Origin of the sequence: Tumebacillus lipolyticus, assembly GCF_042682745.1 — a bacterium.
In the GTDB taxonomy this organism is placed as follows: Bacteria; Bacillota; Bacilli; order Tumebacillales; family Tumebacillaceae; genus Tumebacillus_A; species Tumebacillus_A lipolyticus.
Map to the genome: position 1 here is coordinate 292,741 of NZ_JBHUIO010000011.1, position 17,183 is coordinate 309,923.

Sequence of the window (17,183 nt, forward strand, 5' to 3'; positions counted from 1 at the left end):
CGATTACTCAGCCACTACTTTTTTCAGCTCTTCGACCAAGATCGGCACGATGTCGAACAGGTCGCCGACGATACCATAATCTGCCACTTTGAAGATCGGAGCTTCCGGGTCCTTGTTGATCGCGACGATCACTTTGGAGTTGGACATGCCCGCCAGATGCTGAATCGCTCCGGAGATGCCGACAGCGAAGTACAGGTCGGGCGTGACCACCTTGCCCGTCTGGCCGATCTGCAACGCATAGTCACAGTAGCCAGCATCGCAAGCACCGCGGGATGCGCCGACCGCAGCACCGAGGACTTCTGCCAGTTCATACAGCGGTTTGAATCCCTCTTCCGACTTGACGCCACGGCCGCCGGAAACGATCACTTTCGCCTCGGAGAGATCGACGCCGCCGGTCGATTTTTTCACGACCTCTTTGATGAACGTGCGCAGGGAGTCTGCAGGCAGGTCGACGGAGACGTTTACCACTTCTGCCGAACGGGATGCGTCCGCCTCACCGGCCGGCAAGTTGTTCGGACGAACGGTCGCCAAAACCAGATCGCCGGCAACCGTGTTTTTCGTAAACGCTTTCCCCGCGTAGATCGGGCGGGTGAAGACGAGGTTGCCGCCCTCTTCGGTCACATCGATGATGTCAGACACTTGACCTGCGCCAAAGCGCGCCGCCACCTTCGGAGCGAGGTCGCGACCGATCGCCGAATGCGCCATGAGCACGAGGTTCGGGTTCACGTCTTTGATCATCGTCTCCAACACGCTTGCGTATGCATCTGGCACGTAGTTTTCCAGCGCCGCGCTGTCAGCGACCAGCACTTTGTCAGCACCGTGATGGGCCAATTCTTCCGCTTTGATCGACCCGCTGTTGTTGCTGATGATCGATGCGATGACAGCGCCGCCGTTTGCCAGTTTTTTTGCAGTGGACAGCATTTCAAAAGTCACGTTGCGGACAGCGCCGTTGCGCAGGTCTGCCAATACGAGAATCGTTCTGCTCATGATATGTGCTCCTCTCTGTCTTTCAAGTTACCGTTCTCAACTTAGAGAACTTTCGCTTCGGTGCGCAGCAGGCCGACCAGCTCTTTGACGCGCTGTTCGTTGTCGCCTTCCAAGATGCGACCGCCCGCTTTTGCTGCCGGCAGGAACGTTTCCACGACGGACGCTTTTTTCGCGAGGTCGGCGGTGATGTTCAGGTCGCCGGCGCCCGGGTTGGCCAGCGGCTTCTTGTTCGCTTTGCGAATCCCGATCAGAGATGGGTAGCGCGGGTCGTTCAGACCTTGTTGAGCGGTCACGAGGATCGGCAGCTTGCCGCCGACCACTTCCAGGTCGCCTTCCGCATCGCGGTGCGCTTCCACGTCGGAGCCATTGATCTCAAGCTTGGTGATCGTGCCGATGTGCGGAATGTTGAGCAGTTCAGCAAGGCGGATTGCCACCTGACCAGAACCGTCGTCTACCGCCTGGTTGCCGCAGAGGATGATGTCATACTCTTTGTCTTTCAGATATGCTGCCAGCACGGTGGATGCTGTATATTCATCGCCAAAGAGCGATTCGTCGGTGATGTGAACCGCCTCATCAGCACCCATCGCTAGCGCCGTGCGCAACGCTTCCTGCGCACGCTCCGGGCCGATGGTGATAACAGTCACCGCACCGCCGTTCGCGTCGCGCAGCTTGATCGCTTCTTCGACCGCGTACTCATCGTACGGGTTCATGACAAAGCGCACGCCGTCTTCTTTGACTTGGCCGTTTTCGACAACGATCTTTTCCTCAGTATCAAACGTTTGTTTGAGGCACACGAAAATATTCATCGGTGAGAGCTCCTTTCAGACTGGTGATTCAAGTAATCGTCATGGTTTGGCGCAAAGCCCGCCTACCATCACATCGTAGACTGGAAGCACTAAAGACTGCAGTTCATATTTTGCACCCGTGAGAATCCATGCGGTAACAGTCTCATCCATCGTGCCAAAAATCATGCGGCGCGCAATTCGCTTATCGGTGCTTTGGCGAAACACACCGGACTCGATCCCCATCAGGATGATGTTGTCGATGATCTGATAGTACGGGCGGATGATGTCACCGATCTGCTTGCGCATCTCGGCGTTCGACTGACGCAGATGAACCTGTGTGAACATGGCCAAATCGGGGTTGACGCCAAAGATTTCAAAGTAGACGGTGATCAGCCGCTTCAACGACTCGGCCGCATCGCCTTCCACCGACCTCAGCTCACCAGAAATCCGATCGACAAGCGTGCCGATCGTCTCGCGGAGGATCGAGATCAGAATGTCCTCTTTGTTCTTAAAATAAAGATATACGGTACCATCCGCGACCCCCGCCTCCCGAGCAATCTTGGAAATGGGAGCGTTGTGATAGCCTGCTTGGCCGATCACTTTGACGGCAGCTCTGAGGATCGCTTCATACTTTTCGTTGTTTTTTTTCTGTGCGATCGTCCTCACCTCAATGAATGAGTATCCATTCATTCACTTCTTACTCCTATATTAGAATAGGCAGTCAAATCCGTCAACTGTCGACACAAAAACTGCAAAAATGCGACCTGCCGCCGAGGGGAGGTCGCTTCGTAGCTTGCTTGAGCTCGTTATGTAGATACCCCGCATGTGCCGTCGAGCCGTATGTTTCAGAACCTGCTCTCGCAGGTGGGCGACTCGTCCGCAGTTTTTGACTTCCCATGCATCTTTTGCAAGAGGTGGGCCTGTCATACGCTGAGAGTTCTGTCTCCCTTGAAACACTCAAGGTTCAAAACAGATCGACCCTAACGAACACCGCAGGAAGTGATATCATGTTCGATCGCATCCGTTCTATTGTTGCACCGAAGCGATGTCTTTATCCTACAGGAAGCGCCTTGCGCGCACAACATTCGGCTGGCAACAAACGCCCTCAAAAGAGCGAGCATCTCAACAACAATCTATCCTCAGAAGAGCTGATCACATCTGCTTCCCACAGGTTACGCTTGAAAATTGGCGTAGGACATCAACGGCATCAGATTGGGCGGGATGATCTCGATCGAGTTGAGGTAGGAGCAGAGGAAGAGCAGCAAAAAGGCGATCGTGTCCTCCCCCGACGCGATCGTTGTCAGCTTCGAGTCTGCCAGCGGGAAAAAGCGCACCTCTCCCGTCTGCTCGGTCCGATAGATGACAACGCCCACCCCGACCACAAACACGGCGCTGACCCGCTCCGTCTCCGGCCAGGCGGATTGCTCCGCTTCCAACACCTGCGCGATCTCCTCAAGGCTGATCTCAGCCGTCCGGGCCACGATGACGCCCATCGTATGCGGATGGGTGCTTACCAGTTGAAGCCCGCCGGTAAAACTTTTTTGTGTCAGCTTCTGCAAGCGGCGCACCTGGCGAATCTGGCGCGCCTCCTCCCGCAGCAGCTGAGCGGTCAGCACTTCCAGCGTCTGCATCGTCACCCCTGCAGTCTCCGCCGGGACGAGCTGCCGTTTTCCCACGAGGAGCCGCGGGGTATGCTGCCGATCGTAGAGAATCAAGTCGCTGTCATCAGCTGCGTCACCATCCAGCGAAAACACCTGACCTTGGCCGAGCGCAAACTTCTCCGGCAACTTTCCCTGCAAAAAGCTGCTCAACAGATCGAGAAATGGTTCGTTCAACTCAAATTTCACATTTTGTTCACATTTTATACCTTCATAAAATAATGACCACACATCTTTCATCACAGTCCTCCAGCATCGTTTCGATCTCTTTTCCCAGTATCGCAGAAATGCTATTCTTTTGCCAAATTCGCACACCCTAATGGACAGATGTGCTGAAAGGGGCCTCCTCCATGTTGATCTTCGAACTGACCATCATCTTAGTCGCAACCAAACTGGCGGGCGACCTCGCAGTGCGATTCGGCCAGCCGTCCGTCTTAGGCAAGCTGCTCGTCGGCCTTTTGCTCGGTCCATCTGTGCTCGGCTGGATTGAGAGCACCGATATTTTAAACGAGATCTCCCAGATCGGCGTGATCCTGCTGATGTTTCTCGCTGGCCTTGAAACTGATCTCGACGAGTTTAAGCGCTCTGGAAAGGCGGGCGCGCTGGTCGGCCTCGGCGGAATCGTCTTGCCACTCGGCCTTGGCTACCTCTCCGGCGCTGTCATCGGACTGAACCATCTGGAATCGCTGTTTCTCGGCCTGCTGCTGTCGGCGACGAGCGTCTCGATCACCGTCCAATCCCTGCGCGAGATGGGGCGGCTCAACTCGCGCGAAGGCACGACGCTGATGAGCGCAGCTGTCATCGACGACGTGCTGGTCGTCATCCTGCTCGCCTTCCTGCTCAGCTTTGCCGGCGGCGACATCAGCCTGCCGCTCTTGATCGGAAAAAAAGTGGGCTTTTTCCTCCTCGCCATCCTCGTCGGCTGGAAGGTCGTCCCCTATCTGATGAACAAGTTTGCTCCGCTGCGCGTCACCGAGGCGGTGATCACGATGGCGCTTGCGATCTGCTTCCTCTTCTCCTGGTTTGCCGAGCTGACCGGCGTGGCTGCCATCATCGGCGCCTACATCGCCGGGGTCGCCATCTCGCAGACCAAGCAGAAGGAAGAGGTGATGCACAAGACCGAAACGATCGCCTACTCGATCTTCGTGCCCGTCTTCTTCACATCTGTCGGCGTGATCACCGATCTGCAAGCCATTGGCAGCAACTGGTGGATCGCCCTGTTTTTGAGCATCGTCGCCGTGCTGACCAAATGGGTCGGGTCGGGATTCGGGGCCAAGCTGGCCGGGTTCTCCAACCGCAGTTCGCTGGCGATCGGAGCCGGGATGGTCTCCCGCGGCGAGGTGGCGCTGATCATCGCCGCGAGCGGGCTGTCGAGCGGGCTGCTCAACTCCTCCCTCTTTGCGGTCATCGTCGTCGTCGTGCTGGTCACCACCGTCGTCACCCCGCTGTTGCTCAAGCTCTCCTTCCCCAAATAAAGAAGGCTCCCGATCGGGAGCCTTCCTTACTGTCACTTCCTTCGCTTACACCTTGAACGTACTGACCGAATCCTGAAGTTCGCCTGCCATCTTCGCCAGCATGTTCGATGCGGCTGTGACCTCTTCCATCGAAGCGGTCTGCTCTTGGACGGTCGCCGCCACCTGTTGCGTATTGCCCGTCGCTTGGTCGGCAAACGTGGCGATCGTATCGATCGTCGCTGCCAGCTCCTGCGTTCCCACGTTGACCTGCTCGACCGCTTCGACCGTATCTTGCGCCTGTTTGGCGAGCGCATCGACAGCCGAATAGATGCCGCGGAACGAATCGCCCGTCAGGTGGATCATTCGAATGCCTTCATCGAACGATTTCGTCCCTTCGTTCATCGAGAGGATCGCCACGTTCGCATCGCCTTGCACCTCGCCGATCAGTGCGCGGATGTGGTCGGCCGCAGATGCGGACTGTTCGGCAAGCTTCCGCACCTCATCTGCCACCACAGCAAACCCCTTGCCGTGCTCGCCCGCGCGCGATGCTTCGATCGCCGCATTGAGCGCCAGCAGGTTGGTCTGGCCTGCGATGCTGGTGATCAGCTCGACGATCTGCCCGATCTCGTCCGTCTTCTGGCCCAGCTTGTTCAGTACCTGAGCAGTAGAATGGATCTTCTCGGTGCTCATCTCCATCTGCTTGATCGTCTTTTCCACCACGTCGTGTCCATCTTTCGCACGGCTTGTCGCCGTCAGCGAAGAGTCGGTCACCGTCGCGATGCCGGTGACGATGTGCTCGATGTTGCTCTTCATGTCGGTCACAACTTTGTTCGTGAAAGTGAGCCCTTGCAACTGCTTGTCTGCGCCGGCCGACACTTCCTGAACGGCTGCTGCGATCTGCTCGGCTGCGCGGCAGGTTTGATCCGCCCCGGCCATCAGCTGTTCGGAGGTCGATGCGACCTGTGCCGAATTTAACGATACCTGTTGCAAGATCCCGCGCAAATTCTGCACCATCTTGTCAAAGTCGCGGCTGAGATCGCCAATTTCATCACGCGATTTTAGGTTGATCGGCTCTAATGTAAAATCCCCGTTCGATACTTTCTTGACCTGTGCGGCCAGACGATAGACGGGCTTGGTAAATTGATTGGGAACGATAAAGACGATTAAAAAGGTCAGCAAGGTCGCGACAGCTGTCAGCGCCAACACGAAATTTCTTCCGTCGTGGTTGATCTCGACTGTCGATTTCGTCGCTGCTGCGCCATACTCTTGGTTGGTTTGCTTCAGCTTGTGCAGATCGGCGATCGCCTTGTCGAACGCCTCGATCGCAGCCAGATCCGCCTTGTTGAACGCCTCGATGTTGCGCTCTTCTGCCGCCTTGATCAAAAGCGGGATCTGCTCTTCAAATTTCTTGTAGTCTGCCGAGAAGGTAGCGAACAGCTTGCTCTCTTCCTCCGTGTCTGCCAACTCTTTGAATTGACCCAACATCTTGGTGACATCCGCTTGATCCGCTGTGATCGAGCTGACCACCTGCTCCGCATCTTGCGGAGTTTGCGCCATCCGCATTCTGGTCATCATCCGTTGGATGTTGGTGACCTTGGCTGTGATATCACCTGCGATCACGACGCTTGGCATCACATGTTCATCGATCTCCTGGGTCAACTTCTCCATGTTGTTCATCCGCTCGACCGCTACCGTACCTGTCGCGATCAACAGCAACAACACGAGGAGAAAGCTGATGAACAGCTTCATTCGCACCGAAAACTTCATTCCATTGCCTCCATTCAACACTGTTGTTTCCGTCAAAAACCGACACGTTTTCGACATCTATACCCCCTATAATAAATTAATATCCGATATTTTGAAAGACATATTTTATATTATATTCTTACCAATAAAGGATTTAGACAAAAAAAAACCTGCCGAGACCATGTCTCGTCAGGGATTGAAAATTTTGATCCGATCGGTTGTACCTATCGTTTTTTCATCTGCACCGACAGCACCGCTTCCGGTGCATCCACCTGTTGCAGAGCGACCTCGTCCTCCGTTTGGATCGCCGGTTGTGGGTCCTTCTGCACAACCAGATCGCCTGTGACCACCCCGAGCAACATGGCCACGAGAAATGCTGACACGCCTGGCGCTTTCATCTTTGCCACACCTCTGGTTTCCGATTCTCAAAAGAGTGTATTCAACAATCAAGACGCACAGAAGTCGACAGAAGTTTCCAGCCGCACAAAAAAAGGGCGTGTCGGCACGCCCTTCCTCTCGCTTATAGCCCGCTGCCATCGAGCAGCTGTTGCAACCGCAGCTCGATCTCTTTGGCCAGCTCGACCAACTTCTCGATCTCTTCGCTCTGCGTGTCGTGAAACCGCTGGTGGAACTCGGAGGCCACCTCGACATGTCCGGCGATGATCAGCTTCTCCAAGTTGCGAAGGATGCCCTCCACCGTGTTCGATTTCGTCTCAAACAGGATCTGCGCAACCAGGATCTCCTCGCGAATCTGCGACATCTCATTGTCGAGATGAAACGACGCTTCTGCTGCGCCGACCAGACGCTGACGAACGTTGGCCGGAATGTTCCCTTTGTACTTATAGTTCAGCGAATGTTCGATCGTCGCCCAAAAGTTCATCGCCAGCGTCCGAATCTGAACTTCCGCCAGCAGTTCTAACTCGCCGTCTGCCGTCTGCACCGGATAGCTGACGATAAAATGGTAAGAGCGATAGCCGCTCGGCTTGCGGTTGGTCACATAGTCGCGCTCTTCCACCACCACCATGTCCTTGCGGTTGCGAATGTGCTCCGCCACTCGATGCATATCTTCGACAAACTGGCACATGATGCGCAGACCGGCGATGTCTGGAACTTTCTCCACCTCGTCGAGCGGGATGTTTAAGATCTTCGCTTTTTCGATGATGCTCGATACCTTCTTGACGCGTCCGGTCACAAACTCGATCGGTGTATACTCCTCTTTGCGCTTCAACTCGGTGCGCAAGGCTCGCAACTTTACTTTGAGCTCCTCTACAGCCTGTTCATAAGGAATCAAGAATGTCTCCCAATCACGTCCGTACACACGGGATGCCCCCTTCACTTGCGACATGCGATCGTTCTGTTCACTCTGAGACGATCCTAGCAATCTCCGGCTCGAAACATCCGCTCACATCGCTAAGGTATTCAGAACCAACCTCGTTTCATGCTTCGAGCTGAAAGACAAACCTTGCTTAGAAACGCTCCTGACCAAACTCTTTGATGAAAGCTGGTGTATGTACGCGGGCATATTGAATTCGCCCTTCTTCGCTCGTCTGCCAATGCAGCGTGATCGGCGTCCACGTCCCGCGATCGCGGAACACGGCAACCGTCTGATGAAACCCCTTTTTCACAGCGTTCGGATTGATCTGATCGCTCGAAAGCAGGCGCTCTCCCAGCTGATCAGCTTTCTCGGCAGTAAGCGGCGTTTCGTCCGGCATAAACTCGATCAGAATCGACTGGATCGAAGTGATGTACTCCGGGTATGTCATAAGGGTGCCTCCTTCGGACAAACATTTTCTACAAGAGATGATAGCACATTTAGCAGGTGTTTTCGATGCAGGATTTCCAAGTCGCAAGCGGGAACTGATTAGGTATACCATATCTGCGAAAGAAGGGGACTCTATGCTCGACCCAAGAATGACCAAGCTGGCAGAAACGCTGGTCAACTTTTCGACCAACGTTCAGCCAGGAGAAAATGTGCACATCGACGTGACCGAGATCGACATGGCGCTGGTGAAAGAGCTGATCAAGGCGGTGCATAAAGCGGGGGGCAACCCGTTTGTCAACATCCGCCACAATGAAGTGCAACGCCAACTGCTGATGAACGCGACAGAGGATCAATTGCGCATCTGGGGAGAAAACGAGGCGGCTCATCTGGAAAAGATGGACTGCTGGATCGGCGTTCGCGGCGGCAACAACATCTCGTATCTCGCCGATGTTCCTGGCGAGAAGATGGCGATGTACAACAAGGTCTACCGCGCTCGTACAGGGCCTGCGATCGAATCTTGCCGCTGGGTGATCCTGCGCTACCCGACCGACGCGTTCGCCCAATCGGCCAACATGAGCACCGAAGCGTTTGAAGATTTCTACTTCGATGTCTGCACGCTCGACTACGCGAAGATGTCCAAAGCGATGGACGCGCTGAAAGAGCTGATGGACAAGACGGACAAAGTCCGCCTGATCGGCCCAGGCACCGACCTGAGCTTCTCGATGCAGGGCATCCCGTCGATCAAATGTGACGGCCATGTCAACATCCCGGATGGCGAAGTATATTCGGCGCCGATTCGCGATTCGGTAAACGGCATCATCTCCTTTAACACCGCGACCAACTACCAAGGGTTCACCTACGAAAACGTGCGCTTCGTCTTCGAAAACGGCAAGATCGTCGAAGCGACCGCCAACGACACGGAGCGGATCAACCGCGTGCTCGATACGGACGAGGGCGCGCGCTACATCGGCGAGTTTTCGATCGCCTTCAACCCTTACATCAAACACCCGATGCTCGACACGCTGTTCGATGAGAAGATCGACGGCTCGTTCCACTTCACGCCAGGTCAATGTTATGACAACGCGTCCAACGGCAACGACTCTGTCATCCACTGGGACATCGTGAGCATCCAACGCCCCGAGTACGGCGGTGGCGAGATCTGGTTTGACGATGTGCTGATCCGCAAAGATGGCCGCTTTGTCATCCCGGATCTCGAAGCGCTGAACCCGGAAAACCTGCTGTAATCGCGATTGCCCTCTTACGCCGACCACGGTGCGCAAGAGGGCAATTTTTACAAGCGGGTGACACGCTCGTCCAGCAAAAAGGACAGGTCTGCACCTGCCCTCATGACTACTGCACCCGCAGATAGCCGATCATCGGCCCTTCCTGCTCCAGCGTCGTATGGATCAGACAGACGATGCGGTAGGTTCCGACCTTTTTCGGGGTAAAGGTGACGGTCGTCACTTTTCCCTTCTCCACCTTGCCGCTCACGCCCAACCCCTCGATCTCGAACGGGTGCTCCTTCCCTTTCATTCCATAGAAGTGCAGCGTCACCGGCTTCCCTTTCTCGACTGTCAAAAAGCCTGGGTCCCACCGATACGCCTCGATCTCCTTCCCATCTTCCAGCTTCGTCTTGATCTCGTTGGTGACGATCCAAAACTCCTGCTTCTCCATCGCTTTGCTCACCGAGTGCGCTTGATCCAACTGCGGTGCTGTCTCCGCAAAACTTGTGCTGGGCAGCAGGAGCAGGGCGCTTGCGATCACCAGCGGCCTGATCGCCTTCCTAAACCTCTTTCGCATCCAAGATCCTCCTTTTCATCTTCCTTACACCTACTATCCCCCAGTGGCAACCAACCATTCTCATGCCTTCCAAACAAACTTCGCTTTCAGCTGCAAGCAAAAAGGACAGCTCGCCAAAGAGCTGCCCCGCTATTCATCCATTCGCTCCGCTCATCTTTTCGGGACGGTCACCTCATACGGATCGGCTAACAGCCTGCCTCGATCGTCGAACACTTTCACCACGAACGACTCCCCCTCGATCCGCCGCAGCATCTCATAGGGGACGGTCACCACCTGCACCCGATTTTTCTCATGCATCAGTTGCACTTGCAGCTCCGAACCTTTGAGCGAAAAGCCGTTCAGCTTCCCGTTGAACACGTAAAGGCCCGTCTCCTTTTGCAGATCCACCTTTTGATCGCTCGGGATCACATCGACGGTGTCCAAAAACTCGGGCGTTCGATCCGGATAGGAGAAGTTCAGCCCTTCGACGGGCAGCTCCACATTCTGCACATCAAACTTGACCATCGCCACCTGACCCAAACTGCTGTCAGGAGCCACTCGGCGCGCCTTCAGATCGACCAGATAGGTCCCCTCTCCCGCTCGCACCCGAATCTTCTCATTCGGCAGCGTGTGCATAACCTGCAGATCTTTCGCGCCGAGCACCCGAAACGTTGCGCTCATCCAGTTGGCGTCGCGCATTCTCCCGGTGATCGCCTCATAGAAGAGGATCTCACGCTCGCTCGACCCAGCCGGCTTAAAGTTGACAGCCAGCAGGTTGGTGTCCGTCCAGAAGACCTCTTCGACCTCTCCCGCGGGCAATTTAACCAAGAGCTGCGGTTTCATTCCGACAGACGCCATATAGATCTCCGGCGCTGGTTTCGGTTCGACAAACACCAGCTGCGAGGTAAACGAAGGGTCTGCTGCAAACATCGTCCATCTCGAATTGTTCGACCAATCGGATTGCTTGAGAAAAACTTCCGCCTTCCCACGCTGCGTGCGCACGATCTCCAGCCCGTCCGTCCCATCATAGGTCACCTCTCCGGAGCGCTTGATGCCGGAGATCTCCCAACGGCCCGCATTTTCACGGACGGTCACCTCATACGCCTCGCTGGAGGCGGCAGCACCTGACCACCCCCACGACACGCGAACGCTGTACTGTATCTTGCCGTTTCCTTTCGAGGCGTTATAGATCGTATAGCCGGTCATGTGCGGATTGGTCTGGTTGGACGTGACCAGATCGCGCTCCTGTCTCAACGATTCAGCAAAGAAGATGCTCGCATCGTCGACCCGTCGCTGGAGCAACAGGTTGAAATAGGAGCTGACCACTTCATACGGTGCGAGCCCCTGCACCATCTGATTGGCACTCGGCTGGGAGAACGTTTGCCAATCGGGCATTTTGATCGCACCATCCTCTTGAAACGGGGAGGTGATCAGCAGACCACAAAATACGGCGAGGGTGATCGTCAGCGCAATCGTACTGCGCCGCAGCCAGCGCGATCGCTGCTCCACGCGAGTCCGGCGATCATATTCCTGCAGAACCTGTTGTTTGAACGACAGCATGTCTTCCGGCTTGTCTTGCTCATTCGGCTGTATCTGCTTCAGCTCTTTTTTCAATCGATCCCACTGAGGTTCTGTCACCTGAAACTCACCCCTTTCTCAGCCGCCTCTTGTATGACCTGTTGAAACAGTGGATCGCCGCCAAGCAGTTCCTGAAGTTTTTTCAGTGCTCGGTGTAGCTTCGTCCGCGTTTTGGCAGACGTCCAGCCGAAAATCGCGGCCGTTTCCTCTGTGGAAAAATCATGGATCATCCGCAGCACGATCACATCGCGATCATCCTTTTTCAAGGACAGCAACGCTTCGCGCAACGCGGCTTCTTTCGCGCTCAGCTCCGCTCGCTCATAGAGGGAAGGCTCATCGCTTGGCACATCGTGGATCTCCGATAAGGAGAACAGGTTTTTAATCCGTTTCTTGCGATACCAATCGGCAACGGCGCGACGGGCGATCGCTAAGATCCACGTCTTCGGGGCGGCCAATCCTTGAAAGCGATCCGCCCCGACCAACACCCGGACGAACACCTCTTGCGCGATGTCCTCCACATCGTGGCGCGAGCGCACTTGGTATCCGATATATGCAAACACGTCTCGGTGGTAGAGACGGTACCATTCATCTAAATCATGTTCCACCATCGAGCCTTTCCCCTCCTCGTGCGCTGATTGTCATTCTCATCTGTCTAGTAGTATAGTCGAGAGTTCCGCGAATTCTGTTACACATTTATCCTAAAAATTAATCTAAACACCGAAAAATCACTCACTTATAAAGAAAGAAGGCTGTCCGATTGAATGACAGCCTTCAAAATTCGCGCTTTTCCAGCGCCAACAGCACCGGTGGATCGTTTTTCTGATTCAAAAACCGATGGAGCAACACGTGCACCTTCGTCTGTTCGAGCGACTCCGCCCAGGCGAGAACTGCCGAGGACTCCGCCTTGCCCGCCTGATGGCCCGAGTAGATCATCACCGTCATCACGCCGCCCGGCGCGAGCAGATCGAGACCCGCTTGCAGCGCGGCGAGCGTGGAAGCAGACTCGGTCACCACCGCTCGATCGCCGCCGGGCAGATAGCCGAGATTGAACATCACCGCCTTGACGCGCCCTCGCCAGTCTTCCGGCACACCATCGCTCATCAGCGCATGGCTCATCTGCCGCAGCTCGACGCGCTCCAAGACGCCGGCATCTGCCAGCCTCTCCCGCGCTCGTTCGAGCGCCATCTCCTGTACATCAAACCCGATCACGCGACCCGTCGGGCCGACGCGCTCCGCCAAGAACAGCGTGTCATGCCCGTTGCCGACCGTCGCATCGACCGCGACATCGCCAGGCGATAGGGCGATCGACAGCAGCTCTCGCGCATAGCGAAGCAATGGTGCGATCACCATCTGACCACCCGCTCACCGCGTTGGCACATAATATTTCCCCTGCCACGAACCGCGCCGCTTCAGCTCATCATCGATTCCGTTGAGCACCGACCACTTGTCGAGCGACCAGAGCGGGCCGATCAGCGTATCCGGCGGTCCATCGCCCGTCAGACGGTGAATCACCATGTCGGGCGGCAAGATTTCCAACATGTCGCACACCAGTTTCAGGTAGCGATCCTGATCGATAAACTCGACCAGACCTTCCTCGTACTGCTTGACCATCGGCGTGTATTTCAGCAAGTGCAGCAGATGGATCTTGATCCCCTGCACGCCCATCTGCGCCACCGCTCGCGCCGTCTCCATCATCATCTCATCCGTCTCCTGCGGCAGACCTAAGATGATGTGGGAGCACACGTTGATGCCGCGCTGCCGAAGCTTTGTCACCGCATCGAGGTAGACCTGATAATCGTGCGCCCTGTTGATCAGCTCTGCCGTCTCCTCATGGATCGTCTGCAGGCCGAGCTCCAGCCACAGATAGGTGCGGGAATTGAGCTCTGCCAGATAGTCGATCACATCATCGGGCAGACAGTCGGGACGCGTGGCGATCGAAAGGCCGACCACATCCTCTTGCTCAAGGATCGTCTCATAATACTCCCGCAGCGTCTCCACCGGCGCATACGTGTTGGTGTACGCCTGAAAATAGCCGAGGTATTTCGCCTTGGGCCATTTGCGATGCATCCGCTCTTTCACATCGTGAAACTGGGTGACCAGATCATCCTTGCGATTGCCTGCAAAATCGCCCGAGCCGCGCGCCGAGCAGAACGTGCACCCGCCGGTCGTCACCACCCCGTCGCGGTTCGGGCAGGTAAAGCCCGCATCGAGCGGCACCTTGAACACTTTCTCCCCAAACTGAGCGCGCAGATGATGATTCCACGTATGATAGCGCTTATCGCCCCAGAGGAGCGGTTCCTGTCTTGTCAACTGAGTCATTGTACGACCCCTTTCTACAGCGTCCAACCGTTTCGCCCTCTATTGTACCACCCATAGCATGTGTAGAAAAATCCGCATTTCACTCCCGGTTTTTTCGGTACGGTACAGACCGTTAGGACATATGATACATCAGATTAGCGGGTCATAATGCAAGTCTGGGAAAAACGCATCAACCGATCTGTCGAGCTTTCATGTTGGCGAGTAAAAACGCCCCTCACCACCGCGGTGGTGAAGGGCGTTTTTCGTAGGGTGTGTCCGCTGTCCGCTTAGACGGCCAGTTCGATCCAACCGGTATTTCCTTTACGCAAGATGCGTTCGCCCACCTCATAGCCGGACGAGAAGGACAGCTCCGAAAGCTGACCGACGCCTTGCACCCAATCGCCTGCAAAGAACGCGTTGGAGCAGGCGTGAAACTGGACGGGCATCAGCTGTTGATCATCTTCCACCTTGATCTCCTGCGCCGCGGCGCGCTCCGTGTAGCGCTTGGCTGCCAGCTGCTCGCGCCAGCCGGGCAGATGCTTGTCGAACAGGCGCTCGATCGCTTCCTTGCGCACCGCCGCATGCTCGCGATCCCCGACCTCTTCGCTCTTCAGATAGGCGACTGCCTGAATCAGCTGTCCACCCTCTGGCGTGCACGGCGTGTAGGCGGAGATGTCGGTCATGAACACGCGCGCGTTCTTATCGTAGATGTAGGTGTAGGGCGTCTCGATCCGCTTGTGCAGCCCGATATCATACACCAGCACGTTGTTCGCCTTGTGCAGGAGGTAGGGGGCGATCGACGATTGGAGCGGTGTGCCCTCAAAGATCTTCCCGAGCTCTTTCGGCGGGACGGCGAACACGAACTCCTCGCCTTCGATCACCCCTTCAGAAGTGACGACGCCCGACACGCGCCCCTGTTGGAACAGGACGCTCTCGATCTTCACCTTCGTCATGATCTGCGAGCCGCTCTCGATGATCACCCGCTCCAGCTCTGCCACGAGCGACCCCCAGCCGCCGGCGATGTAGGACACCGCTTTCGACGTGCGGAACAGGCGCTGGTAATACTTGAAAAACACAGTCGAAGGAATCCGCTCCGGCTCCTGGGTGAAGAAGTTGCTCGAAGCAAGCGTGAGCATCAGATCCTGCACCTCTTTGTGCTTGCCAGATCGACGGAACCATTCGCCGATCGACACGCCCTCTTCGCCTCGCTCCAACAGGCAGACCGTCTTGACGATCTCGATCGCAAACCGAGCTTTCGTCGCTCCGTTGAGCAACACTTTCGTCTTGTACAAGCCCTCAAGCGTCGCCGGCATCTCCGTCATCTGATCGCCGAGGTCGTAGCGCGCCTTCTTCGGATCGAAGTCAACCCACCCGATGTTGAGGCGCAACTCCTTCTCCAGCTTGCGAATGTAGGAAGAATCCCGGCTGTAGATCGCATGGGCTCCAAAGTTAAAGTCGAATCCTTTGAGCGGGATCGTCACCGCCCGCCCGCCCAGCTTTGGTGCTTTTTCCAGCAAAACAACGTCCTGACCCACTCTTGCCAACCGCGCTGCCACGCTCAACCCTGCCAGCCCGCCACCGATTACGACCGTCTTCTTTTTCATCGAAAACCCGCCTCCGATCAAGACTCCAGCTATTTCTATATTTGTACCTTTAATGTACTCAGTATATTATGCACTCAGTACAATTATATTACTGGTCTATGAATCATGTGTCTAGCCCCATTTTTGGTGTAAAATATAGGCAAGCAGAAATATGAGAAGAGGGGGCAAGGCGATGTCCAGCCGCAGAGAGAGAAAAAAGCAAGAGACGCGCAACAAAATTTTCACCAGTGCGATGAAACTGTTCCAAGCAGGCGGCTATGATGGCACGACGATCGACATGATCGCCGAGCATGCTGACGTGGCGCGTGGCACCGTCTTTTTGCATTTTCCTTCTAAAGAAGCGATTCTCGCCCACTGGGGGCAGGATCGGATGGAGGAGATGACGGAGCGCCGCGAGGAGTGGGATTGTCCGGAGCTGAACTGCGAAGAAAAGGTGATGCGCCTGTTCCGCATCGCGCTCGCCGCCAACCAGGAGAGCTTCGATCTGGTCAAGATCTGGGTGAAGTCCACCTTGGCCACGCCGACCGCGATGATCCATGAGCGGCAAAGTCCGGTCTCCTTGAAGAACCTGATGGCAGACATCCTTGAGGTGGCGCAGGAGGAAGGCAAGCTCAAACAGAACATCGATCCGATCATCGCCGGCGACATGTTGGAAAACATCTATCTGCACGCGATGCAAGATTGGGTGTTATCGGAGGGGAATTGGCCGGTCGAAGAGATTTTGACGACCAAGATCCACTATCTGTTCAACGGGCTCAATCAAGAATAGGTCAACACGATCGACAGCGGCGCGTATAAATGAAGCGAGTGCTGTGTATCCTATTCTGTGGAAAGTCGGGCCAATTGACCAAAATATGTCTTGGCATTCCGACCTAAATAAGATAATATATATGTATGTATAAAAACTACTTCTTACATAGGAGGTAATACAAAATGGCACATCAACTGCCGGCACTCCCGTATTCGAACGACGCACTCGAACCGCATTTCGACGCAATGACGATGGAAATCCATCACGACCGTCACCATGCGACTTACGTTAACAACCTGAACGCAGCTTTGGAAAGCCACGCTGACCTGGCATCCAAATCGATCGAAGAGCTGATCTCCAACATGGATGCGATTCCGGAAGGCATCCGCACCGCTGTTCGCAACAACGGTGGCGGCCATGCGAACCACTCCCTGTTCTGGGAAATCCTTTCCCCGAACGGCGGCGGCGCTCCGACTGGCGCTGTTGCTGATGCGATCAACTCCGCATTCGGCTCCTACGACAACTTCAAAGCTGAGTTCACCAAAGCAGCTACCACTCGCTTTGGCTCCGGCTGGGCGTGGCTGATCGTCGATGGCGGCAAGCTCGCTGTCACCTCCACCCCGAACCAAGACTCCCCGCTGATGGAAGGCAAAACGCCGATCCTCGGCCTCGACGTTTGGGAGCACGCGTACTACCTGAAGTTCCAAAACAAGCGTCCCGACTACATCGGCGCTTTCTGGAACCTGATCAACTGGGATGAAGTCAACAAGCGCTTCGCAGC

Annotated in this window: 18 protein-coding genes and 1 other RNA gene; 4 read left to right on the top strand and 15 right to left on the bottom strand. The window is 55.6% G+C overall.

Features of this window, described 5'->3' with window-relative positions; all coding sequences use genetic code 11:
• Positions 1 to 3: 3 nt before the first annotated feature.
• From ACFSOY_RS17685 to ACFSOY_RS17705, 5 genes are all read right to left on the bottom strand, one after another.
• Positions 4 to 987 (bottom strand): electron transfer flavoprotein subunit alpha/FixB family protein, encoded by a 984-nt coding sequence (locus ACFSOY_RS17685; RefSeq protein WP_386048909.1) that lies wholly within the window; start codon positions 985 to 987, stop codon positions 4 to 6.
• A gap of 41 nt (positions 988 to 1,028) precedes the next feature.
• Complete coding sequence (locus ACFSOY_RS17690) at positions 1,029 to 1,793, bottom strand: electron transfer flavoprotein subunit beta/FixA family protein (RefSeq protein WP_386048911.1); 765 nt, start codon at positions 1,791 to 1,793, stop codon at positions 1,029 to 1,031.
• Between the two features lie 39 nt (positions 1,794 to 1,832).
• Positions 1,833 to 2,462, bottom strand: coding sequence for a TetR/AcrR family transcriptional regulator (locus ACFSOY_RS17695; RefSeq protein ID WP_386048913.1), 630 nt, complete (start codon positions 2,460 to 2,462; stop codon positions 1,833 to 1,835).
• A gap of 122 nt (positions 2,463 to 2,584) precedes the next feature.
• A non-coding RNA gene (ssrS, locus tag ACFSOY_RS17700) (6S RNA) lies at positions 2,585 to 2,774 on the bottom strand.
• Positions 2,775 to 2,944: 170 nt separating this feature from the next.
• Positions 2,945 to 3,670, bottom strand: coding sequence for a DUF6602 domain-containing protein (locus tag ACFSOY_RS17705; RefSeq protein WP_386048914.1), 726 nt, complete (start codon positions 3,668 to 3,670; stop codon positions 2,945 to 2,947).
• Between the two features lie 110 nt (positions 3,671 to 3,780).
• Between ACFSOY_RS17705 and ACFSOY_RS17710 the strand changes: the two genes are divergently transcribed.
• The gene (locus ACFSOY_RS17710) at positions 3,781 to 4,905 is read left to right on the top strand and encodes a cation:proton antiporter (RefSeq protein WP_386048916.1); all 1,125 of its coding nucleotides are present in this window, start codon (positions 3,781 to 3,783) and stop codon (positions 4,903 to 4,905) included.
• Positions 4,906 to 4,950: 45 nt separating this feature from the next.
• Here ACFSOY_RS17710 and ACFSOY_RS17715 read toward each other — a convergent pair whose 3' ends face one another.
• The 4 genes from ACFSOY_RS17715 to ACFSOY_RS17730 all read right to left on the bottom strand — a co-directional run bounded on the left by ACFSOY_RS17715 (position 4,951) and on the right by ACFSOY_RS17730 (position 8,393).
• Positions 4,951 to 6,651 carry a methyl-accepting chemotaxis protein gene (locus ACFSOY_RS17715; protein ID WP_386048918.1) on the bottom strand — a complete coding sequence of 567 codons (1,701 nt, stop codon included), beginning with the start codon at positions 6,649 to 6,651 and terminating at the stop codon, positions 4,951 to 4,953.
• 203 nt (positions 6,652 to 6,854) lie between these two features.
• On the bottom strand, positions 6,855 to 7,028 hold the full coding sequence (locus tag ACFSOY_RS17720; protein WP_386048920.1) for a hypothetical protein: 174 nt from the start codon (positions 7,026 to 7,028) through the stop codon (positions 6,855 to 6,857).
• A gap of 122 nt (positions 7,029 to 7,150) precedes the next feature.
• A complete protein-coding gene (yjbM, locus tag ACFSOY_RS17725; RefSeq protein ID WP_386048922.1) occupies positions 7,151 to 7,948 on the bottom strand; it encodes a GTP diphosphokinase in 798 nt (265 codons plus the stop codon).
• 148 nt (positions 7,949 to 8,096) lie between these two features.
• Entirely contained in the window at positions 8,097 to 8,393 is a 297-nt protein-coding gene (locus tag ACFSOY_RS17730) for a hypothetical protein (protein WP_386048923.1), read from the bottom strand.
• 133 nt (positions 8,394 to 8,526) lie between these two features.
• On the opposite strand from ACFSOY_RS17730, the gene ACFSOY_RS17735 reads away from it, so the two are divergent.
• A complete protein-coding gene (locus ACFSOY_RS17735) occupies positions 8,527 to 9,636 on the top strand; it encodes an aminopeptidase (RefSeq protein ID WP_386048925.1) in 1,110 nt (369 codons plus the stop codon).
• Between the two features lie 106 nt (positions 9,637 to 9,742).
• On the opposite strand, the gene ACFSOY_RS17740 is transcribed toward ACFSOY_RS17735, so the two are convergent.
• The 6 genes from ACFSOY_RS17740 to ACFSOY_RS17765 form a co-directional block, all read right to left on the bottom strand.
• Positions 9,743 to 10,192 (bottom strand): cupredoxin domain-containing protein, encoded by a 450-nt coding sequence (locus tag ACFSOY_RS17740; RefSeq protein WP_386048927.1) that lies wholly within the window; start codon positions 10,190 to 10,192, stop codon positions 9,743 to 9,745.
• Positions 10,193 to 10,342: 150 nt separating this feature from the next.
• Positions 10,343 to 11,809 (bottom strand): hypothetical protein, encoded by a 1,467-nt coding sequence (locus tag ACFSOY_RS17745; protein ID WP_386048929.1) that lies wholly within the window; start codon positions 11,807 to 11,809, stop codon positions 10,343 to 10,345.
• Positions 11,806 to 12,357 carry an RNA polymerase sigma factor gene (locus ACFSOY_RS17750; RefSeq protein ID WP_386048930.1) on the bottom strand — a complete coding sequence of 184 codons (552 nt, stop codon included), beginning with the start codon at positions 12,355 to 12,357 and terminating at the stop codon, positions 11,806 to 11,808. The genes ACFSOY_RS17745 and ACFSOY_RS17750 overlap by 4 nt, the downstream gene beginning before the upstream one ends.
• Positions 12,358 to 12,520: 163 nt before the next feature.
• A complete protein-coding gene (mnmM, locus tag ACFSOY_RS17755) occupies positions 12,521 to 13,099 on the bottom strand; it encodes a tRNA 5-(aminomethyl)-2-thiouridylate-methyltransferase MnmM (protein WP_386048932.1) in 579 nt (192 codons plus the stop codon).
• 12 nt (positions 13,100 to 13,111) lie between these two features.
• On the bottom strand, positions 13,112 to 14,068 hold the full coding sequence (gene mnmL / locus ACFSOY_RS17760; protein WP_386048934.1) for a tRNA modification radical SAM protein MnmL/YtqA: 957 nt from the start codon (positions 14,066 to 14,068) through the stop codon (positions 13,112 to 13,114).
• Positions 14,069 to 14,334: 266 nt separating this feature from the next.
• The gene (locus tag ACFSOY_RS17765) at positions 14,335 to 15,651 is read right to left on the bottom strand and encodes a phytoene desaturase family protein (RefSeq protein ID WP_386048936.1); all 1,317 of its coding nucleotides are present in this window, start codon (positions 15,649 to 15,651) and stop codon (positions 14,335 to 14,337) included.
• Between the two features lie 172 nt (positions 15,652 to 15,823).
• Between ACFSOY_RS17765 and ACFSOY_RS17770 the strand changes: the two genes are divergently transcribed.
• Positions 15,824 to 16,420: a TetR/AcrR family transcriptional regulator gene (locus tag ACFSOY_RS17770; RefSeq protein ID WP_386048937.1), complete on the top strand. Its 597-nt coding sequence runs from the start codon at positions 15,824 to 15,826 to the stop codon at positions 16,418 to 16,420.
• A gap of 164 nt (positions 16,421 to 16,584) precedes the next feature.
• On the top strand, positions 16,585 to 17,183 hold a 599-nt coding region (locus ACFSOY_RS17775; RefSeq protein ID WP_386048939.1), incomplete at its 3' end, for a superoxide dismutase.